The 24,558-nt window shown below is 25.2% G+C and carries 19 protein-coding genes and 1 tRNA gene; 12 read left to right on the plus strand and 8 right to left on the minus strand.

All coding sequences use genetic code 11. The features are described from left to right. The first annotated feature begins 2 nt into the window (after positions 1 to 2). From rpmH to mutH, 6 genes are all read left to right on the plus strand, one after another. On the plus strand, positions 3 to 149 hold the full coding sequence (rpmH, locus tag U0T64_00060) for a 50S ribosomal protein L34 (GenBank protein XBC41279.1): 147 nt from the start codon (positions 3 to 5) through the stop codon (positions 147 to 149). A gap of 33 nt (positions 150 to 182) precedes the next feature. Beyond that, positions 183 to 500 carry a ribonuclease P protein component gene (gene rnpA / locus U0T64_00065; GenBank protein ID XBC41280.1) on the plus strand — a complete coding sequence of 106 codons (318 nt, stop codon included), beginning with the start codon at positions 183 to 185 and terminating at the stop codon, positions 498 to 500. Next, positions 479 to 715 (plus strand): membrane protein insertion efficiency factor YidD, encoded by a 237-nt coding sequence (gene yidD, locus U0T64_00070; protein XBC41281.1) that lies wholly within the window; start codon positions 479 to 481, stop codon positions 713 to 715. Before rnpA ends, yidD begins: the two co-directional genes overlap by 22 nt. Before the next feature lie 20 nt (positions 716 to 735). After that, positions 736 to 2,328, plus strand: coding sequence for a membrane protein insertase YidC (yidC, locus tag U0T64_00075; GenBank protein ID XBC41282.1), 1,593 nt, complete (start codon positions 736 to 738; stop codon positions 2,326 to 2,328). 81 nt (positions 2,329 to 2,409) lie between these two features. Then, entirely contained in the window at positions 2,410 to 3,783 is a 1,374-nt protein-coding gene (gene mnmE / locus U0T64_00080) for a tRNA uridine-5-carboxymethylaminomethyl(34) synthesis GTPase MnmE (protein XBC41283.1), read from the plus strand. Positions 3,784 to 3,819: 36 nt separating this feature from the next. Next, positions 3,820 to 4,494 (plus strand): DNA mismatch repair endonuclease MutH, encoded by a 675-nt coding sequence (gene mutH / locus U0T64_00085; protein ID XBC41284.1) that lies wholly within the window; start codon positions 3,820 to 3,822, stop codon positions 4,492 to 4,494. 36 nt (positions 4,495 to 4,530) lie between these two features. Here mutH and U0T64_00090 read toward each other — a convergent pair. Continuing rightward, positions 4,531 to 4,603: transfer RNA gene (locus U0T64_00090), tRNA-Phe, on the minus strand. Positions 4,604 to 4,907: 304 nt separating this feature from the next. Here U0T64_00090 and U0T64_00095 point away from each other — a divergent pair. Both U0T64_00095 and groL read left to right on the plus strand, forming a co-directional pair. Continuing rightward, entirely contained in the window at positions 4,908 to 5,201 is a 294-nt protein-coding gene (locus U0T64_00095; protein XBC41285.1) for a co-chaperone GroES, read from the plus strand. Between the two features lie 51 nt (positions 5,202 to 5,252). Next, the gene (groL, locus tag U0T64_00100; GenBank protein ID XBC41286.1) at positions 5,253 to 6,899 is read left to right on the plus strand and encodes a chaperonin GroEL; all 1,647 of its coding nucleotides are present in this window, start codon (positions 5,253 to 5,255) and stop codon (positions 6,897 to 6,899) included. 459 nt (positions 6,900 to 7,358) lie between these two features. On the opposite strand, the gene dnaC is transcribed toward groL, so the two are convergent. From dnaC to U0T64_00115, 3 genes are all read right to left on the minus strand, one after another. Then, positions 7,359 to 8,099: a DNA replication protein DnaC gene (gene dnaC, locus U0T64_00105; protein ID XBC41287.1), complete on the minus strand. Its 741-nt coding sequence runs from the start codon at positions 8,097 to 8,099 to the stop codon at positions 7,359 to 7,361. A gap of 151 nt (positions 8,100 to 8,250) precedes the next feature. Beyond that, entirely contained in the window at positions 8,251 to 8,595 is a 345-nt protein-coding gene (locus U0T64_00110) for an RsmD family RNA methyltransferase (GenBank protein XBC41288.1), read from the minus strand. Further along, entirely contained in the window at positions 8,571 to 8,798 is a 228-nt protein-coding gene (locus U0T64_00115; protein XBC41541.1) for an RsmD family RNA methyltransferase, read from the minus strand. Before U0T64_00115 ends, U0T64_00110 begins: the two co-directional genes overlap by 25 nt. Before the next feature lie 175 nt (positions 8,799 to 8,973). Between U0T64_00115 and ftsY the strand changes: the two genes are divergently transcribed. Both ftsY and rpoH read left to right on the plus strand, forming a co-directional pair. Further along, positions 8,974 to 10,149, plus strand: coding sequence for a signal recognition particle-docking protein FtsY (ftsY, locus tag U0T64_00120; GenBank protein XBC41289.1), 1,176 nt, complete (start codon positions 8,974 to 8,976; stop codon positions 10,147 to 10,149). Positions 10,150 to 10,296: 147 nt separating this feature from the next. Beyond that, a complete protein-coding gene (gene rpoH / locus U0T64_00125; GenBank protein ID XBC41290.1) occupies positions 10,297 to 11,154 on the plus strand; it encodes an RNA polymerase sigma factor RpoH in 858 nt (285 codons plus the stop codon). Between the two features lie 66 nt (positions 11,155 to 11,220). Here rpoH and glmS read toward each other — a convergent pair whose 3' ends face one another. Then, on the minus strand, positions 11,221 to 13,053 hold the full coding sequence (glmS, locus tag U0T64_00130) for a glutamine--fructose-6-phosphate transaminase (isomerizing) (protein XBC41291.1): 1,833 nt from the start codon (positions 13,051 to 13,053) through the stop codon (positions 11,221 to 11,223). Positions 13,054 to 13,084: 31 nt separating this feature from the next. Continuing rightward, entirely contained in the window at positions 13,085 to 14,437 is a 1,353-nt protein-coding gene (gene glmU, locus U0T64_00135) for a bifunctional UDP-N-acetylglucosamine diphosphorylase/glucosamine-1-phosphate N-acetyltransferase GlmU (GenBank protein ID XBC41292.1), read from the minus strand. Between the two features lie 165 nt (positions 14,438 to 14,602). On the opposite strand from glmU, the gene U0T64_00140 reads away from it, so the two are divergent. Then, entirely contained in the window at positions 14,603 to 15,421 is an 819-nt protein-coding gene (locus U0T64_00140) for a Cof-type HAD-IIB family hydrolase (protein XBC41293.1), read from the plus strand. 110 nt (positions 15,422 to 15,531) lie between these two features. Further along, positions 15,532 to 17,802: a 5-methyltetrahydropteroyltriglutamate--homocysteine S-methyltransferase gene (gene metE / locus U0T64_00145; protein XBC41294.1), complete on the plus strand. Its 2,271-nt coding sequence runs from the start codon at positions 15,532 to 15,534 to the stop codon at positions 17,800 to 17,802. Positions 17,803 to 18,397: 595 nt separating this feature from the next. On the opposite strand, the gene purH is transcribed toward metE, so the two are convergent. Together purH and rpoC are read right to left on the minus strand one after the other, a co-directional pair. Beyond that, complete coding sequence (gene purH, locus U0T64_00150) at positions 18,398 to 19,966, minus strand: bifunctional phosphoribosylaminoimidazolecarboxamide formyltransferase/IMP cyclohydrolase (GenBank protein ID XBC41295.1); 1,569 nt, start codon at positions 19,964 to 19,966, stop codon at positions 18,398 to 18,400. Between the two features lie 373 nt (positions 19,967 to 20,339). Further along, positions 20,340 to 24,551 carry a DNA-directed RNA polymerase subunit beta' gene (gene rpoC, locus U0T64_00155; protein ID XBC41296.1) on the minus strand — a complete coding sequence of 1,404 codons (4,212 nt, stop codon included), beginning with the start codon at positions 24,549 to 24,551 and terminating at the stop codon, positions 20,340 to 20,342. Between the last annotated feature and the right edge of the window lie 7 nt (positions 24,552 to 24,558).

Here is a 24,558-nt window from a genome sequence, read left to right on the forward strand (position 1 = left end):
AAATGAAACGCACTTTTCAACCTTCTTTATTGAAACGAAATAAATCTCATGGATTTAGAAAAAGAATGAGTACTAAAAATGGTCGTCATATATTATCGAATCGCCGATCTAAGTGTCGAAGTAATTTAACTGTTTCTTCTACGAAATAATTATAAAAAATGAAATTTTTTTTTAAAAAAAAAATGAAATTATTAACGAATTTACATTTTAAACATGTTTTTAACAAATCAAATAAAATAAAATGTCAAGAATTAATTATTTTAAAGCGTAATAATAAATTAAGCTTTCCTCGTTTAGGAATTAGTATATCTCGAAAAAATATTCAACATGCACATAAAAGAAATAAAATTAAACGAATAATACGAGAAGTATTTAGATTAATACAATATGAATTAACTTATTCAGATTTTGTAGTAATTGTAAATCTTTATTTTAAACATTCAAATAATATAATTTTTAGGAGAAAATTAGAAAATTTATGGGTTCGATATTATCGTTAGTTTCTCTATTATTTATTAAAATGATTGTATTTTATCAGCGATTTATTAGTATTTTATTTATTCCTCGATGTAGATTTCAACCAACATGTTCAAATTATGCTTTGTCTGCTTTGTATCGTTTTGATTTAATGAGAGGATGTTTTCTTATAATCAAAAGAATATTGAAGTGTCATCCTTTTCATATTGGTGGTTATGATGATATACCAAAGAACTAAAACAAAAGAGTGTATTAAATATGGACTTACAACGTAGTTTTTTTGTTTTTGGAATGTTTTTTATTTTGTTTTTAATTTGGGAAATATGGAAATCTAGTTTGAACGTTCATGTTAATCAATTAACTCATAAAAATTATGAAATTAATTTAAAAAATTACCATTCTGAAAATAATATTTTTATTACAACAGATGTCTTTCACATAAAAATTAATTTAAATGGTGGAGATATAGAAAAAGTTCAGCTCTTAAATTTTAAAAACACATTAAATTCTCCTGACCCATTTGTTTTATTAGATATTAAAGATAATTTTTTGTATCATACAATAAGTGGAATAACAGAAACAAATAATTTTCAAAAAAATAGTTTTAAAAAAAAGCCTACTTATATGGTTGAAGGAAAATTTTTTAAATTAGATAAAAACAAAACTGAATTGCGAATACCCTTAATATGGATTTCAAATAATGGCATAAAGTTTGTTAAAACATTTATTTTCAAACCCAATTCATATGATATAAAGTTAGAATATAAAATTTACAATAATACTAATAGAAATATAGACGTGGTTATGTTTGGAGGATTACGACAAACTATATCAATGCTTAACAACAAAAATTCTGAAAATATTTCTTTACAAACTTTTCGAGGTGCAGCATATTCTACAGATAATTTGAAATATGAAAAATATTCATTCGATTCTATTTTAAAAAAAAATAATTTAAATGTTACTACTCATAATGGATGGGTAGCAATGTTACAACAATATTTTGCAGCAGCATGGATTCCAGATAATACTCAAACTAATACATTTTATACTACTAAATTTCATGACGATATAGCTGAAATTGGTTTTTATTCTAATGTAATTCATGTAGAACCACATAGTCAGAAAATATGTATTTCGAAATTATGGATAGGACCTAAAATACAAGAAAAAATGGCTGTTTTAGTACCGAATCTTGATTTAACTATAGATTATGGATTTTTATGGTTTCTTTCTCAACCATTATTTAAATTGTTGAAGTTTTTAAATAATATTGTTAGAAATTGGGGTACTTCAATTATTTTAATTACTCTTATTATGAGAGGAATAATGTATCCTTTAACTAAATTTCAGTATCAAACTATGAATAAAATGAAAGAATTACAACCAAAAATAGATAAAATTAAAAAAGATTATAGTGATGATAAGAGAAAAGCTAGTGAAAAAATGCTTTTATTATATAAAAAAGAAAAAGTTAATCCTATGGGAGGCTGTGTTCCAATGTTAATACAAATGCCTATTTTTTTAGCATTGTATTATATGTTAGTTAGTTCAGTAGAATTACGACATGCGCCTTTTATTTTATGGATTAAGGATTTATCTAGTCAAGATCCATATTATGTTTTGCCTATTTTAATGGGTTTTACAATGTTTCTTATTCAACATATAACACCTAATAACAATTCGATAGATTCCATTCAAAAAAATATTGCGTATATAGTTCCAGTGATATTTACATTGTTTTTTTTGTGGTTCCCCTCTGGATTGGTATTGTATTATATTGTTAGTAATTTAGTAACTATTATTCAACAAAAATTTATTCTAAATCGTTTCAGTAAGATTAAAATATAAATATAATTTTTTAATTTAATCAGTTATTTTTGTTATAGTATTTATAAAAAATATATTTTTGTAAGAAGTTGACTTTAACATATGAACTGTAAACATGATACGATTGTATCTCGAGTAACACCTGCTATTCAATGTAATATTGGAATAATCAGAGTTTCTGGAAAACTAGCATCTGAAGTGTCTATTAAAATTTTAGGGAAAATTCCTTTAGCGAGGTATGCCAGTTATTTACCGTTTTTTGATATAAAAGGAAAAATTTTAGATCATGGAATTGCATTGTGGTTTCCTAGCCCTCATTCTTTTACTGGAGAAGATAGTTTAGAATTACAAGGGCATGGAAATCCCATTGTAATAAATTTATTAATTTCTAATATATTATCTATTCCAAATATTCGATTATCTCGACCAGGAGAATTTTCTGAACGAGCATTTTTAAATGGAAAAATTGATTTAGTACAAGCTGAATCTATAGTTGATTTAATTAATGCGAATTCTGAACAAGCTGCACGTGCTGCATTACATTCTTTGCAAGGTGTATTTTCTCATCGTGTTAATCATTTAATTGAAAAATTTAAAAAATTTCGAGTTATGATAGAAACTTTTATTAATTTTTCTGAACATGAAGTACACTTTGATTTTAAATATAATATCAACAAAAAAGTTAATAAATTTATCTATTTACTTAATAATATTTTAAAAATATCTATTCGAAATTCTATTTTGCGTGAAGGTATTAAGATAGTCATATGCGGTGCTCCTAATTCTGGAAAGTCAAGTTTGTTAAATACTTTATCCAAAACTAATAGGGCAATAGTCACTGATATACCTGGAACTACACGTGATGTAATTTATGAAAATATAAACATTGATGGGACGTTGTTTAAAATAGTAGATACGGCAGGTTTACGTTTAACTGAAGATTTTATTGAACGTATAGGTATACAATTTGCTTGGAAAGAGATTAATTCAGCTGATCATATATTTTTTGTAATTGATGGGACTTCTAATGATTCCGATCAAGTAAAAAATTATGTTAATTTTATAAAATTAATATCTAAGAATGTAGACGTTACTATTGTTTTTAATAAATCGGATCTTAATAATTTTAAAATTAATTTGAAATATTTTAAAAATAAAAATTATATTTCTATATCTACTTTAACTCAAAAAGGCATTAAAAATTTATGTAAACATTTGTGTAATGTTTTTAAAATTGATAAATTTTCGAAAAATGATGAAGATGTTTTTTTAGCTCGACAACGCCATATTAACATTTTGTCAAAAGTTTTAAATTATGTTAAAGAAAGTAAAATAAATTGGAATAAATTTAATAATATTGAGTTATTAGCTGACGATATGCGTGTTTGCCAAGAAGAATTAAGTGGTATCGTGGGTTCTTTTTCTACTGATCAATTATTATCTGATATTTTTTCTAAGTTTTGTATAGGAAAATAGTAAGTTTAAACACTAAAATTTTATAAAATATTGTATATGGAAAATTGTAACATTTTTTCTCAAGAAGAAATTCTGTTAATAAATGCCCGAGGATTATTTGGCTATAATATCCAAGAACTAGCTAGTTCTGTATTAAAATTTGTTCCTATATGTCTAAAATATGATAAAGGATATATTGGAAAACTTATAGAATATATTTTAGGATCTTCTATTAAAAATAAAGTAAACGTAGATTTTCCAAAATTAAATATTGAATTAAAAACAATTCCAATTTGTATAAAAAGTAGAAAACCTATAGAAAATACTTTTATTTGTCATGTACCTTTAATAAAGAATACATGTCTTTTATGGGAGGATTCATATATTTATAAAAAAATAAAAAAAATATTATGGGTTCCTATTTATTGTTGTTCTAAAATATCAATTTCAGATCGCATTATTGGAAGATCTTTTATATGGACCCCTAATAAATTTGAAAAAAATCTTTTAAAAAATGATTGGGAAAAATTTATGGACTTAATCATTTTAGGAAAAATTAAAAATATAAAATCAAATCATGGAGATGTATTGCAAATTAAGAAAAAGTCGAAAAATAAAAATAGTTTAACTAAATATATAAATGAAAAAGGTGAATTGTCATTTACTTCTCCAAGAGCTTTTTATTTTAAAAAGAAATTTACTTTTTCCATAACTAATAAGTATTTTGTATAAATCATAAATTAATGGATATCACTTTGGTGTTTACAATGCCTGGAGGCGGAATTGAACCACCGACACGAGGATTTTCAGTCCTCTGCTCTACCGACTGAGCTATCCAGGCAAATAAACGTCTTTATTTAAACATTAATAATTTAATAATGTCAATAACTTTTTAGATAAAATTAATACTTCTATGAAATATATATAGATGTATGATATTATATTTTATATATAATTTGTATATATTTTATTTACAGATTTAATTTTTAATATATAGTTCAAATAACATTTTAATGTATTTTAAATTATAAAATTTTATTATTAGTACTTGAAAGTATAAATTAAAATCCATATATCTATAGCAGAAAACGTTAAAATTAGATAAATTTTTAGGGTTCGACTTGTTGAAAAGGAGATAGCATTAAATGAAAATCCGTCCATTACATGATCGTGTTATTGTAAAACGTCAAGAAACAGAGTCTAAATCAGCAGGTGGTATCGTTTTAACAGGATCAGCTGCAGCAAAATCTACTCGAGGTACAGTTATTTCTGTAGGTAAAGGTCGTATTTTAGACAATGGGAATTTAAAATCACTCGATGTAAAAGTTGGTGATGTAGTTATTTTTAATGAAGGTTATGGTGCGAAAATCGAAAAGATTGATAATGAAGAATTATTAATTTTAACTGAAAGTGATATATTAGCAATTGTTGAAGATTAATTTTTAGTATTTGCTAAATAAACCATATTTTAAGTTTAAGGAAAAAATTCTATGGCCGCTAAAGACGTAAAATTTGGAAATGAAGCGCGTGTTAAAATGCTTCGAGGTGTTAATGTATTAGCTGATGCAGTGAAAGTAACTTTAGGACCAAAAGGAAGAAATGTTGTTTTAGATAAATCTTTTGGAGCACCTAGTATAACGAAAGATGGTGTATCTGTTGCTAGAGAAATAGAATTAGAAGATAAATTTGAGAATATGGGTGCTCAAATGGTAAAGGAAGTAGCTTCTAAAGCTAATGATGCAGCAGGTGATGGAACTACTACAGCAACACTTTTAGCACAAGCAATTGTAAATGAAGGCTTAAAAGCTGTAGCTGCTGGTATGAATCCTATGGATTTAAAAAGAGGTATTGATAAGGCAGTAATTGCTGCAGTCGAAGAATTGAAAAATTTATCTGTTCCATGCTCTGATTCAAAAGCTATTACTCAAGTAGGTACAATATCAGCTAATGCTGATGAAAAAGTTGGAACATTGATTGCTGATGCTATGGAAAAAGTAGGAAAAGATGGAGTAATTACTGTTGAAGAAGGTACAGGATTACAAGATGAATTAGAAGTTGTTAAAGGTATGCAATTTGATAGAGGTTATTTATCTCCATATTTTATCAATAAATCAGAAACAGGAATTGTAGAATTAGACAATCCTTATATTTTAATGGCTGATAAAAAAATATCTAATGTTCGGGAATTACTTCCAATATTAGAAGCGGTAGCTAAATCAGGAAAACCTTTATTAATTATATCAGAAGATTTAGAAGGTGAAGCATTAGCAACTTTAGTAGTGAACTCTATTAGAGGAATTGTTAAAGTAGCAGCAGTTAAAGCACCTGGATTTGGTGATCGTCGAAAAGCAATGTTACAAGATATTTCTATACTTACTGATGGATCTGTAATTTCTGAAGAATTAGCTATGGAATTAGAAAAATCTACTTTAGAAGATTTAGGTCAAGCAAAACGTGTAGTAATAAATAAAGATACAACTACTATCATTGGTGGAATAGGTAAAAAATTTAATATTCATAATAGAATTAGTCAAATTCGCCAACAAATTCAAGAAGCTACTTCTGATTATGATAAAGAAAAACTCAATGAACGTTTAGCTAAACTATCAGGTGGTGTGGCTGTACTAAAAGTTGGTGCTGCTACAGAAGTAGAAATGAAAGAGAAGAAAGCACGTGTAGAAGATGCATTACATGCAACTCGTGCTGCTGTAGAAGAAGGTGTAGTTCCAGGTGGTGGAGTAGCTTTAGTTAGAGTTGCTGCTAAAATTTCTAATCTTCGTGGACAAAATGAAGATCAAAATGTAGGTATACGAGTAGCTTTACGTGCTATGGAAGCTCCGTTACGTCAAATTGTATCTAATTCAGGAGAAGAACCGTCTGTTGTAACTAATAATGTTAAAGATGGAAAAGGAAATTATGGATATAATGCAGCTACGGATGAATATGGAGACATGATACATTTTGGTATTTTAGATCCTACTAAAGTAACTCGTTCAGCATTACAATATGCTTCTTCTGTTGCTGGATTAATGATAACAACAGAATGTATGGTTACAGATTTACCGAAAGAAGAAAAATCTGATTTAAATAGTTCTCCTTCTGCTCCTGGAATGGGTGGAATGGGTGGAATGATGTAATTTTTTAATAAAAGCTTTTAAATATATTTTTTACTATTTTAATATTTCTCTCCTTTAAACTTAAAATATTAGGAGAGAAATATTATTTTTAGGATTTTTATTAAAAATTATGTGATATAAATTTTTTATTTTTTATTTTTTTAAAATTACTTTTTATTTTTTTATAATTTAAGAGGATAATTTTTAGATTTTAATGTTTAATTCAATAGAATGTTTGTGTAAATATTGATAAGTAAGAATGGTTTTATGATTTTAAAAAATAATATAAATATATTGAATTAAATAAAAATAAAATTAAAATTTTATAAAATATACATTTTATAAATATTTTTGAAATATAGTGCTATTATAAAAACAATAAATATATGTATAAATAAATATTTGAAGAAATTTTGTTAAAGTTACAGCAAACATATAATTTTTGAATTAATTTTTATCTATTTTAGTAATTTTTAAAAATTAACATTCGTTTCCTTGTATACGTTTTCTGTAACTTTCCCATTCAAAAGTTAACCATAAACTATTTCCTAGACGCATACGATCAATTATACGTTCGCCTAGTAATATTTTTAATCCTCTATAATCTAAATTTGATAACATTCCTGTTGAACGTTTAGATGATGATCTCCTATCTACAATTTGATTAATCACTATTTTTTCATATTTTGATTCAATTTGTACTCCAATTTCATCTATCATAAGTAAATCTACATTGCTTAAATTATTTAATAAAATTTCTTCTGTTATATTACTATTTCCGTTGAAAGTATTTTTGATATTTGACATAAGATCTGCCACAGTTATAATTAATACACTTTTTCCATTTAAAATTAGATAGTTTCCTATTGCAGAAGCTAAATGATTTTTTCCAGTGCCTGGTCTTCCAGAAAAAATAAAACTTGATATATTTTTATTAAATTCTTCAGCATATTTTTTTGCAGCTTGAACTGCTTTTTTATGTCCTGCATGTTCTATACGATAATTTTTAAAAGAACAATGTAAATATAATTCTCTAATTCCTGATTTTCCTAAAATGTTTTTTATTTTTATTTTTTTGTTTTTTTTTAAAATAGTTTCAGATGATAGTCTTCCTTGTTCTTGATTCCATGCTAATAAATCTTCGTCATTTTCAAATTTAGGTTTAATATGTTTAGGTATTAAATATTTCAAACGTTTTAGAAATTTTTTATTACTTTTCATTTTTATCTCGAAATTATTTTAAATTTTTAAAATAATTAATATTTTAAAATTTGTAGTTATATGAAGGAAAAAGATTTTTTAGATACAATTAATTATTATTTAAATTTTTTTAAAGTATAAATTAATGCTTTTTATTATTAGATAATAATTTTTAGTTATTTTTATTACAGATATAAAGTTGGTAATTTACTTTTTTTGTTTTTTTTTCTTTATATAATATCCAATTGTTAGGTATAAATATTTTTTTTGACGTATTTTCTCTTTCTATATATATTAATGAGTTGTTTTTAACATACTTGTATTTTTCTAATTGAATAATAGAATTTTGTAATAGTTCGGTATTAAAAGGAGGATCCAAAAAAATTATATCATAAGGATTTCGTATTTTTTTTAACCATGTTATAGCATTATCATGTATGATTTGTATGTTTTTTCTATTTAGTTTTAGGCACGTTTTTTGAATTTCATATACTATATTTTTTTTTTTTCTATACATGTAACATATGCTGCATAACGAGATATTGCTTCTATTCCTAATATTCCACTTCCAGAAAAACAATCTAAACAAGTAGAATTAATAATTCTTTCTTTGATCCAATTAAATAATGTTTCACGCATACGATCACTAGTAGGTCGTATTCCGGAATTTTTTTTGATAGATATTTTATATCCTCGAAAAATGCCACTTATGATTCGAATTTTATTTTTTTTTTTTTTCTTTCATAGTAATTTATTTTAAAAATTTTTAATGGTATTGTTGAAATAAAAATCTATTTTTAATTTGTTAAAATTTACATATGTCTTATTTAATTTTGTAAATAATTATTATTTAAGTATAATTATAGATATTAACAAAAAAAAGAAGAAAAATACAATGCCCATAGGTGACAAAAAAAAATTTAAAAAATTTTTATCTTGGTTTAGTTTTAAAAAAAAAAATCATAAAGAAAATAATAAAAATTATGTTTCTATAAAAAAAAATTCAAATTATATAGAAAATGTTTCAGAACTTTCTACTACATGTGAAAAAAAAAATGTTTTTTTAAAAAAAATAGAAAATAATTCGTCAAAATGTAATGAATCAAATCTTTGTAATTTAAAAGATATAAATATTTCTACAATCCCTAAAAAGCAAGGGGTATTTTCAACATTAATAAAAAAACTATCAAAAACTCAAGAAAACTTAGGATTAAAAATTCAAAATTTATTTTTTAAAAAGATAATAAAAGATTCTTTTTTTGACGACGTTTCTGACCAACTTATTATGTCAGATGTTGGTGTAGAAACTACGAATGAATTGATTAATACTTTAAAAAATATAGTAGATTATAAAAATTTAAAAGATACAAAAATAATTTTATCTATTTTTAAACAAGTTATGATAGATATGTTAAAAAAAGTAGAAAAGCCATTAAAAATTAAAAATAAAAAACCATTTTCAATATTAGTAATAGGTGTTAATGGAGTAGGGAAAACATCTATTATTGGGAAATTAGCACATAAATTCAAAAAATCAGGAAAGTCAGTAATTTTAGCAGCAGGTGATACATTTAGAGCAGCAGCAGTTGATCAGTTAAAAATTTTAGGAAACAATAGTTCTATTCCGGTTATATCACAAAAAAGTGGAGCAGATCCTGCTTCAGTAGTGTTTGATGCATTTCAAGCTGCACAATCAAAAAATATTGATATTTTGATAGCCGATACTTCCGGTAGATTACAAAATAAAATCAATTTAATAGAAGAATTAAAAAAGATTAAAAGAGTTATGAAAAAACTGGATCCTATAGCACCTGATGAAGTTATATTAGTATTAGACGCATGTATAGGTCAAAATTCAATAAATCAAGCTATAATTTTTAAAAAAGAACTTGGTGTTACTGGACTAGTAGTTACAAAACTAGATGGAACTTCAAAAGGAGGAGTTATTTTTTCAATAGCAAAAAAATTGTCTATTCCAATTAGATATATTAGTTTTGGAGAAAAAATATCAGAAATAGATTATTTTAACAGTGATAAATTTATAAATGCTATTTTTTCTAAAAATATTTAACTTTTAGATATAAAAAAGAACATTTACAAGATGTTGCAAAAACTGGTATATTTGAAATATTATTTTTACTCAATTTTTAACAAATTATATAAATATAATTTATACATATTATGCAAAAAATTATATTTTTTAGTATCTGGATTGTAAATGACTAAAAATGTAAAAATGCTGGCAGTAGTTTCATTAGGAAATTTAGAATCATATATTAAAGTTGCTAATTCCTGGCCAATGTTATCTTTGAAAGAAGAACAATTATTTTCAAAAAAATTGTATTATCACGGCGATTTAAAAGCGGCTAAAATGTTAATTTTATCTCATTTAAGATTCGTAATTCATATTTCACGAAATTATTCAGGATATGGATTATTGCAATCTGATTTGATACAAGAAGGAAATATTGGTTTAATGAAAGCAGTTCGTCGTTTTAATCCAGAAGTAGGAGTACGATTAGTGTCTTTTGCTGTACATTGGATTAAATCTGAAATCCATGAATATGTATTAAGAAATTGGCGTATTGTGAAAGTAGCTACTACTAAATCACAAAGAAAATTATTTTTTAATTTAAGAAAAACAAAAAAAAAATTAGGTTGGTTCAATAACGATGAATTAAAAAATATAGCACATGAATTAGGAGTTAAACGTAAAGATGTTAGAGAAATGGAATCACGTATGTCAGCACAAGATATAGCTTTACATTCTTCTTTAGACAATACTTTAAAAGGAGAAAAATTTGTCAATATTACACCTTATTTAAAGGATAATTTTTCAAATTTTGCTCATGAAGTGGAAGAAAAAAATTGGGATGTATATACTTCAAATAAACTAAATAATGCTCTTTTGAGATTAGACGAAAGAAGTCGTTATATTATTACTGTACGATGGTTAAATGATAGAAATAAAATTACTTTGCAAGAAATTGCAAATAATTATGGAATATCTGCGGAACGAGTTCGGCAATTAGAAAAAAGAGCTATGAAAAAATTACGCATTGCTATAGAAAAATGATATTTTTGTAATTTTTATAAAATATATATTAAATATATATAAAGTTAATTTTCCAGAATTTATTTTTTATTCTACTGTGACTGATTTTGCTAAATTTCTTGGTTGATCTATATTTTTTCCTTTTATTAAAGCAGTATAATATGCTAAAAGTTGTAGAGGGATTGAATAAAAAATAGGTGCAACTAAATTTTCTATATAAGGAAATCGAATGATATTTTTATCTGTATTAAATTTAGTATATGGATCAGAAAAAATATAAGTTAAACCTTTTCTAACATGAATTTCTTCTATATTTAATTTTATTTTTTCTAAAAGATGACTGTTTGGAGCAATTATTATAATTGGAAGATTAGAGTCTATCAAAGCTAGAGGACCATGCTTTAATTCTCCTATAGGATATCCTTCTGCATGAATATAAGAAATTTCTTTCATTTTTAACGCTCCTTCCATTGCAATAGGATATAATTCACCTTTTCCTAGAAAAATAATATTTTTTTTAGTAAATATTTTTTTAGCTAGAGTTCGGATTATATGTTTATGTTTTAGTACTTCTTCTATTTTTTTTGGAAGTATATTAAGAATATTTACTATTTTTTGTTCTAATTCAACATCATTTCTTTTTAAGCTAATAAATTTAGTAGCTAACATCAATAATACAGTTAGTTGAGAAGTAAATGATTTGGTAGATGCTACACCTATTTCGATTCCAGCATGAGTAAGTAACGAAAAATCAGATTCATATACTAACGATGAACTATTTGAATTACATATTGCTAATGATCCTAAATATTTGAAGTTTTTTGAAATTCTTAAGGCAGTTAAGTTATCTGCAGTTTCTCCAGATTGTGATAATATTAATAATAAACTATTTTTTCGTACTACAAATTTTCTGTAACAAAATTCCGAAGCAATTTCTACATCGCATGATATCATAGATAACGATTCAAACCAATATTTTGAAACTAATCCTGCATAATAGGATGTTCCACATGCTATAATATGAATATGTTCTGTTTTAAATAATATTTTTTCAGCTTTAGAATTGAGTTCTGAAAAATAAATTTTTTTATTTTTCGTTAATCTATTTAAAAGAGTATTTTGTATAGATATAGGTTGTTCATATATTTCTTTTTCCATATAATGTTTAAATATTCCTTTGCTGATAGTATTATTTTTAGATTTTAAATGTGTAATTTTTTGGGTTTTAATTTTTCCTTCCGCATTGAAAATAGTAACATTATAATTTTTTAATATTGCAATGTCTCCTTCGCGTAAGTATATGAAACGATTTGTAACTTTTGATAATGCTAATTGATCAGAAGCAATATAATTTTCTTTATTTCCTATTCCGATTAATAATGGATTACCTGATCGTACAGCTATTAGTTTGTGTGGATTTTTTGTATCCATTATTACTATGCTATAATTTCCTTTTAGTTGTTTAACAACACGTTGAATAGTTTTTAAAGATTTTTCTTTCTTATTTTCAATTTGTGTTAAATGAATTAAATGAGCAATAACTTCTGTATCAGTATTAGAAGAAAAACAATATCCTTTTTTTTCTAAATATTTTTTAATTTCTTTATAATTTTCAATTATTCCATTATGTACAATAGATATATTTTTAGATATGTGAGGATGTGCATTAGATACTACTGCTTTTCCATGTGTAGCCCATCTAGTATGCGCCATACCTATATTCCCATTTAAGTTTATTTTTTCAATGATTTTTATTAAGTTTTTTACTTTTCCTTGAGCACGAAAACGTAGAATTTTATTATTTTTATCAATTATTGCTAATCCTGAAGAGTCGTATCCTCGATATTCTAGTTGAATTAAACCTTCTTTCAATATTTGAACAATGTTTCTTTTTGCAATAGCAGCAATAATTCCACACATTTTATATCCTATAGTAAAAATTTATATTTTTTTAAGAGTTGTATTTTTTATGTATTTCTTTTTTTTTGTTATAAACTAAACTCGGTTCATCAACATTTTTTATAACTGTAGTACCGGCTGCAATAATAGTATTTTTTGAAATTTTAATAGGAGCAATTAATTGGCAATGTGAACCAATAAATACGTTGTCTTCAATAATAGTTTTAGATTTCTTTTTCCCATCATAGTTACAAAAAATAGTTCCTGCTCCTATATTTACTTGTTTTCCAATTTTAGAATTTCCTAAATAACTTAGATGTTTTGCTTTTGATTTACAATCAATTAAAGTTTCCTTTATTTCGACAAAATTTCCTATTTGAGTATAACTGTTTAATATTGTCCCATTTCTTAAATGAGAAAAAGGGCCAATAACACAATTATTTTTTATAATTGTTTCTTCAATAATTGTGTATGCTTTAATATAGCAATTATTTCCAATTGTGCTATTTTTTATAATGCATCCAGGTCCAATTTTAACAAATTTTCCTAATATAACTTTACCTTCTAAGATTACTCCAGTATCAATTTCTATATTTTTTCCTGCTTTTAAAGTACCACGAATATTAAAATTTTCTGGATTATGAAGTGTAACTCCTGATAATAATAAATTTTTGATTTTTTTTTGTTGATATATTTTTTCAGCTATTGATAATTGAAGTTTATTATTTATTCCTTTTATTTCGTCTTTGTGAATAGCACTAACAGAATTTATTATATTTTTATTTTTATAAGCAATTTGAATAATATCAGTAATATAATATTCTCTTTTTTTATTTTTATTTTTTATCTTTTTTGTCCAATTTTTTAAATTTTTTCCAGTAGTAATAAAAATTCCAGAATTAATTTCACTTATTTTTAATTGCTCTTTAGTTGCATCATGAAATTCTATTATTTGTGTAATTTTTCCATTTTTTCTAATTATTTTTCCAAAATCGTTAGAATTTTCTAATTGAGTTGTTAATAAACTAATTGATGATTTCTTTTTAGATAATATTAATTTATTTATAGATTTTTTTGATATTAAAGGCATATCTCCATATAAAACAAGGTAATTCTCATCATCTTGCATAATGCTGGTAAGTTGGTGTATAGCATTTCCAGTTCCAAGTATTTTTTTTTGTTGTATCCATATTAAATTGGGATCGATAATAATAGATTTAAATAGTTTATACTGAGAACCATAAATTAAATAAATGTTCTTGGAATGAATAGATTTTGCTAAATCTACAACATGTTGTAAGATAGGTTTGTCCCCTAGTATATGAAGAACTTTTGGATAATTAGAATGCATCCTTGTACCTTTTCCAGCAGCGAGAATAATAACATGTATATTTTTTTCTAACATATATCTTTATCCTTAACTTTATCTTATTTTTATTTAATTCTAGGATATATTTAAGCATTTTTTGTTTGAATAAATAAAAATAATTGTAGTTTTTTAATTGTTTTAACGACGTAAATTGAATGCATTTTTATATTTTGAAGTATTATTTATATTAGATTAGTATACATGAAGGTTTCTATGTATTATGATATTATTTCAATTGATCTTGATGGAACTCTTTTGTTTCCGAATAATAGCCTTAGTAAATATACAAAAAATGTTATTAGAATGTTATCTAAAAAAGGTATTTACTTTGTAATAGCTACAGGAAGACATTATATTGAAGCTAATAATATTAAAAACGTTTTAAAAATTCCAGCGTTTTTAATTACTTCTAATGGAGCTAGAATTCATGATCCATATGGTAAATTAATATATAGTTGTGATTTAGATGAAAGTATAGTATTACGATTAGTAAATTTATATTTATGTAAAAGTAATGTATTTATTCAATTACATTCACATACACATTGGTATGTTAACAATATTTTTTATAAAGATTTAAATTATTATTCATCTCTAGGATTACAATATACATTATTCCATATTAAAAATGTAATATGCAAAAATATTAGTAAGTTATTATTTATTTGTAAAAATACTAAATTTCTTTTTTCTTTAAAAGATTACATTTTAAATAAATTTAAAAAAATAGTAAATGTTAATTTTTCGAGTTTATACTGTATTGAAGTAATGTCTAATAAAGTTTCTAAGGGGAATGCTTTAAAGATCTTATTGAATATTTTAGGATTATCTCTTGATAATTGTTTATCTTTTGGTGATTCAATGAATGATCAAGATATGTTAGAATTATCAGGAAAAGGATGTATCATGAAAAATGGTGATTTTTTTCTTAAGCGATCTCTTTTTAACATGGAAGTTATTGGTAGTAATTTAGAAGATGGAGTAGCGAAATACTTAACTAAAATTTTCAAAATTAATTAAAAAATATTTTATTTTTTATGTATTTTTTATAACTTCTAGAAATATATTTTAAATTTTTTAGATGTTTTATGTAGAGATAGTTTATTGATTTTTTATATGGAGTTGAGTGTATGAAAGTTCTTAGTCATATATTAGGTTTTCCTAGAATTGGTATAAATCGCGAATTGAAATTTGCACAAGAAAGTTATTGGTCTGGAGAAATTTCTCAAGATCAGTTGCTATCAGTTGGAAAAGATCTAAGAAAAAAAAATTGGAAAGAGCAAATAAAAGAAGATATTGATTTTATTACTGTAGGTGATTTTTCTTGGTATGATCATGTTTTAGATACGACAATGTTATTAGGAAATATACCAAAAAGACATAATTATAAAAATGAAAATATTACGTTAGATACTTTATTTTATATTGCACGAGGACGTTCTTTTGAAAATAAATTAATACCTGCTTCGGATATGACAAAGTGGTTTGATACTAATTATCATTATATTGTGCCTGAATTTACATGTGATTCAAATTTTAATTTGTCTTGGTTGCAGTTATTAGAAGAAATTGAAGAAGCATTGTTAATGAGTAATAAAGTTAAACCTGTTATTTTAGGTCCATTAACTTATTTATGGTTGGGAAAAATTAAAGGGTTATATTTTGATAAATTGAATTTATTAAAGAAAATAATTCCAGTTTATCAAAATCTTTTAATCGAATTAAAAAAGAAAAATATTACATGGGTACAAATAGATGAACCTATTTTAGTATTAGAGTTGCCAGAAGCATGGAAAAGGTCTTTTCATTTTGTTTATGAAAGTTTAACAGGATATAGAAAAATATTATTGACTACTTATTTTGGAAGTATAAATCATAATTTAGATATAATTTGCAAGTTGCCCGTGCAAGGTTTACATTTAGATTTAGTTTCTGGAAAATGTAATTTATCTCTATTAAATTCACAAATTCCTGAAGACTGGTTAATTTCCTTAGGAATTATTAATGGAAGAAATGTTTGGCGTACAAATTTATCCCATTGGTTTTCAAAATTATTAGAACTTTTAAAGTTCAGAAATAAAGTTTGGATCGCTTCTTCTTGTTCTTTATTACATTCCCCTCTCAGTATCAAGAATGAATATTTTTTAGATGAAAAGGTAAAAGATTTATTTTCTTTTGCTATACAAAAGTGTAAAGAATTAAATTTATTAAAAAATGCTTTAAATTTGGGTGAACAATCTGCAATAAATCTTTGGAGTGATCCTATTCGTTCTCGATTTAATTTAAATTTAGAAAATACTTTTAATATTCAACAAAAACTTGATGCAAAATTGTTAAATGAAAATACGAGAAAAAGTTCGTATCCTATTAGGGCTAAGAAACAAAAAATAAAATTAAATTTACCTGTTTTACCTATAACTACGATAGGTTCTTTTCCACAAACGAAAGAACTTAGAGAACTTCGTTTTAATTTTAAAAAAGGTAATTTAAGTTATGAAGAATACAAAAATGAAATTTATAACCATATAAATTCAGCAATTTCTCTTCAGGAAGATTTGGGAATCGATGTTTTAGTACATGGTGAATTTGAAAGAAATGATATGGTGGAGTATTTTGGTGAACATTTAAGTGGTTTTGTATTTACAAAAAATGGATGGGTTCAAAGTTATGGGTCAAGATGTGTAAAACCACCTATTATTCTAGGTGATGTTAAACGTTCCAGGTCTATTACTATAGAATGGATTAAATACGCACAATCTTTAACGAAAAAACCTGTGAAAGGTATGTTAACTGGACCTATAACTATTTTATGTTGGTCTTTTTTAAGAGAAGATTTGTCTAAAGAAAATATAGCTAAACAAATTGCTTTAGCTTTACGTGATGAAGTTTTGGAATTAGAAAATGAAGGAATAAATATTATTCAAATTGATGAACCAGCTTTGAGAGAAGGACTTCCGTTACGTCATAGTTTATGGAACCAGTATTTATCGTGGGCTATTGAAATGTTTCGATTAACGTACTCAGGTGTTAAAGATGAAACACAAATTCATACTCATATGTGTTATTGTGAATTTAATGATATTATGGATGCGATTGTTTTATTGGATGTAGATGTTATTACTATCGAAACATCTCGGTCTGATATGGAATTGTTAGAATTTTTTAAAAACTTTAAATATCCTAATGAAATTGGACCTGGTATATACGATGTTCATTCACCTTCTGCGCCTAGTGTTGAATGGATGATTAAATTGTTAAAAAAAGCTATTAACTATATTCCTATTAAAAGATTATGGGTTAATCCAGATTGTGGTTTAAAAACTAGAGATTGGGAAGTTACAAAAGTTTCTTTAAAAAATATGGTAAAAGCAGCAAAAATTATCAGAAAGCAATACAAGTAATGAATAATATGATTAAAAAGCGATGTTTTAACATCGCTTTTTAATCATATTATTCATTACTTGTATTGCTTTCTGATAATTTTTGCTGCTTTTACCATAAATAAAAATAAAATTAAAATTTAATGTAATTCTAATTATATTTTTAAATTTATATACAATAAAAATAAAAAATTTATTATAATATAAACGTTTAATGATTAATATTTTTTATTTTTTTAATATAAAGAATTATATATTATTTATTAACAATTTTAAGTAATATTTTTCTAATTTTTTTAAAATATATTTATATATATATATATTACAATAAATAAGTTATATGTGTATATATCAAACAATATTAATGAAAATAATGTTATATATTTTCATTTTAAAAAAACAGTTTTAAAGAATATTTAATTTTTTATAACAATAAATAAATATTGAAATTTATTTAAGTACTATTTTATATACATTTTTATATATTCAAATAATGTTTTAAATTTTTTGGGAAAACATTTTTATTTCTATAAATCATCAATTTACTCATTAAAAGATAATATTATCAAATTAAGTGTTGAATGATATAATCTATATTGTATTAAAAATTAAACTTTTAATGTTTGAAATATCTTGTTTTTGTAAAAATCATAGAAATATTATGTTTGTTCGCTTCTTCAATTATTTCTGTATCTCGAATAGATCCCCCAGGTTGAATAATACAAGAAGTATTCTGTTTCGAGATAATTTCGATACTATCCTTAAATGGAAAAAATGCATCTGATGCCAAAACAGATTTTTTTAAACATATTTTATTTTCATGAGCTTTTGTTATTGCAATTTTTATAGCATCTATCCGATTGGGTTGTCCTGCGCCAATACTAATTACTTTTAAATTTTTAACGTATATTATAGCGTTAGATTTTAAATATTTTACAATTTTTAATGCAAATAAAGCATCTTGTATTTCTCTTATAGTAGGTAACTTTTTGCTTACTATTTTCCATTCTTGTTGATTTATATCATTTATACAATTTGTTTGGATCAAAAAATAATTATTAATTGATTTTATATTTAATTTATTTTTAGTAATATAATTTTCAGGATATTTGAGTATTCGTATATTATTCTTTTTAGAAAATATTTTTAAAGATGAATTCGTAATTTTTGGAGCTGTAATTAATTCTGAAAATTGTTGATTTATTATAATTTCTGCTATTTTTTTTGTAATAATTTTATTAAAAGCAATTACACCCCCAAAAGCTGAAATAGAATCCGCTTTATAAGCAGATAAATAAGCATAATAGCAATTTCTTGAAATAGCTACACCACAAGGATTGCCATGTTTAACTATCACACAAGCAGGTTGTTCAAATTCTTGAACACATGATACAGCAATATCAAAATCAGATAAATTATTATAAGATAAACATTTTCCTTGAATTTGATTAATATTATAATTTTTATCTGATAAATCGACATATAATCCTGCTTTTTGATGCATATTTTCTCCATAAGACAAATTTTGTTTTTTTTTAAGTGTCAGGTTTAAATATTTTGGAAAAGAACTTGAAATATGATTTTTTTCTTTGTTTTTTGAATTAGAAAAAAATTTAGATATATCATAATCATATAAAAAAATATTTTTGAATGCAATATTCGCTAATTTTAATCGTGTTTCATATGAAATTTCATTTTTAATGTTCATTTCCTTAATAATATGATCATAATCATTAATTTGTGTAATTACTGCAGTATAAAGATAATTTTTTGCGGCAGCACGTACAATAGCTGGACCTCCAATATCAATAGATTCAATTATATCTTCAAATTTTGAATTTTTATTTCTTAATACTTCTAAAAACGGATAAAAATTTACTATAACTAAATCCATTTTAATTATTTTGTAGTAATTCATAATATCTTGATCACTAGGAAATCGAGCTAAAACTCCAGCATATATTTTATGATGCAATGTTTTAATTCTTCCGGACATCATTTCAGGACAGTTAGTATATTCAGAAATATTTGTAGATTTAATTCCTGCATTTTTTAATATCTTTTGAGTTCCCGAAGTAGTAAATAAATTAATATTTTTTTTTACAAGTTTTTTGGAAAATTCTATAATTTTGGTTTTATCAGAAACACTAATCAACGCATTTTTTATAATTATATTTTTTTTCATAATTTTATTTTAAAAGTAATTGTTACACATGAAATCTCAATTTTTGGGAAATGCACTAAAATAGTACTGTAAATATAATACTTCATATATAAAATATATTTAAATGTATAAATTATATTTCTAAAAAATTATTTAATTATTTGTTATTATTTATAAAGTTGTAAAATAAAATATTAAAAATAATTTTTGTAAAAAATTCAAATATATTGTATTATATAGAAAATAATTTATATTTTTTTAAAATATTATTAATTATTTTATAGTATTTAAACTAAGCGATATCGAATAAAACTTAATATTTTATATAATTCTTTTTAAAAATACATAAAAAACAAACATCTACATAAAAGTAAATGTTTATTTTTTATTTCATTTATAGAGTAGAATTTAACAATTCTGATAAATTGGCTGATGCTTCTTCTGCGCTAATAGAAGATGATAAATTAAAATTTGTATTTTCTTTTTGACGTCGATTTATCCGTTTTTTATGATAAGAATATCCTGTTCCTGCTGGAATTAAACGTCCTACGATCACATTTTCTTTTAAACCTCTTAGTTCATCTCTTTTTCCAGCTACTGAAGATTCAGTTAATACTCTTGTTGTTTCCTGAAAAGAAGCAGCAGATATAAACGATTCTGTTGCAAGGGATGCTTTAGTAATACCTAATAAATCTCTAGAAAATGTTGCTAACTTTTTATTTTCACCACTAAGCATTTTATTAGCTACTTTTACTCGTGAGTATTCTACTTGCTCTCCATTTAGAAATTCTGAATGTCCAGATTGAATAATAGTTGCTTTGCGTAACATTTGTCTTATTATAACTTCGATATGTTTATCATTAATTTTAACTCCTTGAAGACGATATACTTCTTGAACTTCATTAACAATATATTTAGTTACCGCTTGAATGCCTCTTAATCTCAAAATATCGTGAGGAGATTCTGGCCCATCGGATATAATATCTCCTTTTTCAATTCTTTCTCCTTCAAATACATTCAATTGTCTCCATTTTGGAATCATTTCTTCATAAGGATTTCCTCCATCATATGGTGTAATAATTAATCTTCTTTTTCCTTTAGTATCTTTTCCAAAAGAAATAAATCCACTTATTTCAGCTAAAATAGCTAGTTCTTTTGGTCGACGCGCTTCAAATAAATCAGCTACTCTAGGTAATCCTCCTGTAATATCCTTGGTTCCTCCAGATTCTTGAGGAATTCTAGCTAAAGTATCTCCTGATTTTATTTGTACATTATTATCAATTTGCACTATAGTTTTACTAGGTAAAAAATATTGTGCAGGCATTTCAGTTCCAGGTATTAAAACGTGGTTATTAGTAGAATCAACTATTTTCAATGATGGTCGTAAATCTTTTCCAACAATTGTTCTTTCTGATGTATCAAGTATAACTATAGATGTTAAACCAGTAAGTTCATCAGTTTGCCTTGTAATACTTTGACCATCTATCATGTCAACAAATTTTACATATCCATGAACTTCGGAAATTATCGGAATTGTATGAGGATCCCATTTTGCTATTATTTCACCTGATTGTACTTGTTCTCCGTTTTTTTTCGCTATTATAGCTCCATAAGGAACTTTATAACTTTCTTTTGTCACGTTTACGTCATCTATAACCTTTAATTCAACATTACGTGAAGTAATTATAATTTTTCCTTCAGAATTAATTATAGATTTTGCATTTTCGAGTTTTATAGTTCCAAAAGTTTTTATTTGTATATTTGATTCAGTTGCCGCTCGAGAAGCTGCCCCTCCAATATGAAAAGTTCTCATTGTAAGTTGTGTTCCTGGTTCTCCGATAGATTGAGCAGCAATAACTCCAATAGCTTCTCCTTTTTTCACTATATTTCCTCTAGCTAAATCCCTTCCGTAACAATATGCACATACGCCAAAGTTAGTTTCACAATTTACTACTGATCTTACTTTGATACTATCTATAGAATTTTTTTCTAAAAGATCACACCACTTTTCATTCAAAAGAGTATTTTTAAATATTAATATATTAGAAGACAAAGGTTTGAAAATATTTTCTACTGTTACACGACCCAAAACTTTTTCTCTTAATGGTTCTTTAATTTCACCCCCTTCTATAACTGCAGTCATAATAATCCCTTCTTTTGTATTACAATTGTCTTCTGTAACTACTAAATCTTGAGCAACATCAACTAATCGACGAGTTAAATATCCAGAATTAGCAGTTTTTAACGCAGTGTCAGCTAATCCTTTTCGCGCACCATGAGTAGAAATAAAATATTGCAATACATTTAGTCCTTCTCTAAAATTGGCTGTAATTGGAGTTTCAATAATAGATCCATCAGGTTTTGCCATTAATCCTCGCATTCCCGCTAATTGTCGGATTTGAGCAGCAGATCCTCTTGCACCTGAATCTGCCATCATAAAAATATTATTAAATGAAGTTTGTTTTATCAATTTTCCAGTGTTATCAGAAACATATTCTGTTGATAAATTATTCATCATAGCTTTCGCAACTCTTTCATTAGCTTCAGCCCAAATATCAATAACTTTGTTATATCTTTCTCCTGCAGTAACAAATCCTGATTGAAATTGATCTTGTATTTCTGCTACTTCGATCTCTGCTTCTGTAATGATGTTTTCTTTCTTTTTTGGAATAACCATATCATCAATTCCTACAGATGCTCCAGATCGTGCGGCATAAGTAAATCCTGTATACATAATTTGATCAGCAAAACGTACTGTTTGTTTTATTCCTAATATTCTGTAGCACATATTAAGCATTGTAGAAATAGACTTTTTCCCCAATGTTTGATTAACTATAGAAAAAGGTAATCCTTTTGGTACAATCATCCATAGTATAGCTCTACCAATAGTAGTAGATATTATCTTTTTTTTTCTTAAAAATTTTCCATCATTCATTAATTTGTATTCTACAATTTTTACTTTTACTTTCGCATGTAGTTTCGCTAATCCTAATCGATAAACTTTTTCAGCTTCTTTAGAATTATTAAGTATCATTCCCTCTCCTTTTACATTAATTCGTTTTCGAGTCATGTAATACAGTCCTAAGACAACATCTTGAGAGGGTACAATAATTGGTTCACCATTAGCAGGTGATAAAATATTATTTGTAGACATCATTAATGAACGTGCTTCTAATTGTGCTTCTAAAGTCAAAGGAACATGTACAGCCATTTGATCTCCATCAAAATCTGCATTATATGCAGCACATACTAATGGATGTAATTGTATTGCTTTTCCTTCAACTAAAACCGGTTCAAAAGCTTGAATTCCTAATCGATGTAAAGTAGGCGCTCTATTTAATAATACTGGATGTTCACGAATTACTTCATCTAAAATATCCCATACAACAGGTTCTTCTCGTTCTACCATTTTTTTTGCTGCTTTAATAGTACTTGCTAATCCCTTTATTTCTAGTTTTCCATAAATAAATGGTTTAAATAATTCTAAAGCCATTTTTTTAGGTAATCCACATTGATGCAAATGTAAATATGGTCCGACAGTAATTACTGATCTTCCCGAGTAATCTACTCTTTTTCCTAATAAATTTTGTCTAAATCGTCCTTGCTTTCCTTTAATCATATCAGATAGCGATTTAAGTGGACGTTTATTAGAGCCCGTTATAGCTCGTCCTCTTCTTCCATTATCTAATAATGCATCTACAGCTTCTTGTAACATTCGTTTTTCATTTCTTACTATAATATCAGGTGCTGATAATTCTAATAATCGCTTTAAACGATTATTTCTATTGATAACTCGACGGTACAGATCGTTTAAATCTGATGTAGCGAATCGTCCACCATCTAAAGGTACAAGGGGTCTAAGATCTGGAGGTAAAATCGGTAATACAGTTAAAATCATCCATTCAGGTTTATTATGTGATTGTAAGAATGATTCTAATAATTTAATACGTTTTGTTAATTTTTTTCGTTTTGTTTCAGAATTACTATTATGTAGTTCTTTTTTTAGAATATTACATTCTTGATTTAAATTCATATTATTTAATAATGATTGTATTGCTTCTGCCCCCATTTGTGCATTGAATTCATCTCCAAATTCTTCTAATGCATTTAAATACTGTTCTTCAGTTAAAATTTGACGTTTTTCAAGATTAGTTATTCCTTTTTCAACAACAACGTAAGATTCAAAATATAAAACTCGTTCAATATCTCGTAATGGCATATCTAACAATAATCCAATTCTTGATGGAAGTGATTTCAAAAACCAAATATGTGCTATAGGTGAGGCTAATTCAATATGTCCCATACGTTCTCGACGAACTTTACTTTGTGTTACTTCTACTCCACATTTTTCACAAATTACTCCACGATGTTTTAATCTTTTATATTTTCCGCATAAACATTCATAATCTTTTACTGGTCCAAAAATACGAGCACAAAATAATCCATTTCTTTCTGGTTTAAATGTTCGATAATTTATAGTTTCGGGTTTTTTAACTTCTCCAAATGACCAAGATCGAATCATATCTGGAGAAGCAAGAGCAATTTTTATTGCATCAAATTCATCAGTTTTAATTTGTGATTTTAAAATTTTTAGTAAATCTTTCACGAATCAG

Origin of the sequence: Buchnera aphidicola (Nurudea yanoniella) (genome assembly GCA_039829995.1) — a bacterium.
Taxonomy (GTDB): Bacteria; Pseudomonadota; Gammaproteobacteria; order Enterobacterales; family Enterobacteriaceae; genus Buchnera_B; species Buchnera_B aphidicola_AV.

What these genes read in the sequence shown, in the direction of transcription:
- rpmH (XBC41279.1), top strand. Translation starts at nt 3, where the DNA reads ATGAAACGCACTTTTCAACCTTCTTTATTGAAACGAAATAAATCTCAT.
- rnpA (XBC41280.1), top strand. Translation starts at nt 183, where the DNA reads ATGAAATTATTAACGAATTTACATTTTAAACATGTTTTTAACAAATCA.
- yidD (XBC41281.1), top strand. Translation starts at nt 479, where the DNA reads ATGGGTTCGATATTATCGTTAGTTTCTCTATTATTTATTAAAATGATT.
- yidC (XBC41282.1), top strand. Translation starts at nt 736, where the DNA reads ATGGACTTACAACGTAGTTTTTTTGTTTTTGGAATGTTTTTTATTTTG.
- mnmE (XBC41283.1), top strand. Translation starts at nt 2,410, where the DNA reads ATGAACTGTAAACATGATACGATTGTATCTCGAGTAACACCTGCTATT.
- mutH (XBC41284.1), top strand. Translation starts at nt 3,820, where the DNA reads ATGGAAAATTGTAACATTTTTTCTCAAGAAGAAATTCTGTTAATAAAT.
- U0T64_00095 (XBC41285.1), top strand. Translation starts at nt 4,908, where the DNA reads ATGAAAATCCGTCCATTACATGATCGTGTTATTGTAAAACGTCAAGAA.
- groL (XBC41286.1), top strand. Translation starts at nt 5,253, where the DNA reads ATGGCCGCTAAAGACGTAAAATTTGGAAATGAAGCGCGTGTTAAAATG.
- dnaC (XBC41287.1), bottom strand. Translation starts at nt 8,099, where the DNA reads ATGAAAAGTAATAAAAAATTTCTAAAACGTTTGAAATATTTAATACCT.
- U0T64_00110 (XBC41288.1), bottom strand. Translation starts at nt 8,595, where the DNA reads ATGTATAGAAAAAAAAAAAATATAGTATATGAAATTCAAAAAACGTGC.
- ftsY (XBC41289.1), top strand. Translation starts at nt 8,974, where the DNA reads ATGCCCATAGGTGACAAAAAAAAATTTAAAAAATTTTTATCTTGGTTT.
- rpoH (XBC41290.1), top strand. Translation starts at nt 10,297, where the DNA reads ATGACTAAAAATGTAAAAATGCTGGCAGTAGTTTCATTAGGAAATTTA.
- glmS (XBC41291.1), bottom strand. Translation starts at nt 13,053, where the DNA reads ATGTGTGGAATTATTGCTGCTATTGCAAAAAGAAACATTGTTCAAATA.
- glmU (XBC41292.1), bottom strand. Translation starts at nt 14,437, where the DNA reads ATGTTAGAAAAAAATATACATGTTATTATTCTCGCTGCTGGAAAAGGT.
- U0T64_00140 (XBC41293.1), top strand. Translation starts at nt 14,603, where the DNA reads ATGAAGGTTTCTATGTATTATGATATTATTTCAATTGATCTTGATGGA.
- metE (XBC41294.1), top strand. Translation starts at nt 15,532, where the DNA reads ATGAAAGTTCTTAGTCATATATTAGGTTTTCCTAGAATTGGTATAAAT.
- purH (XBC41295.1), bottom strand. Translation starts at nt 19,966, where the DNA reads ATGAAAAAAAATATAATTATAAAAAATGCGTTGATTAGTGTTTCTGAT.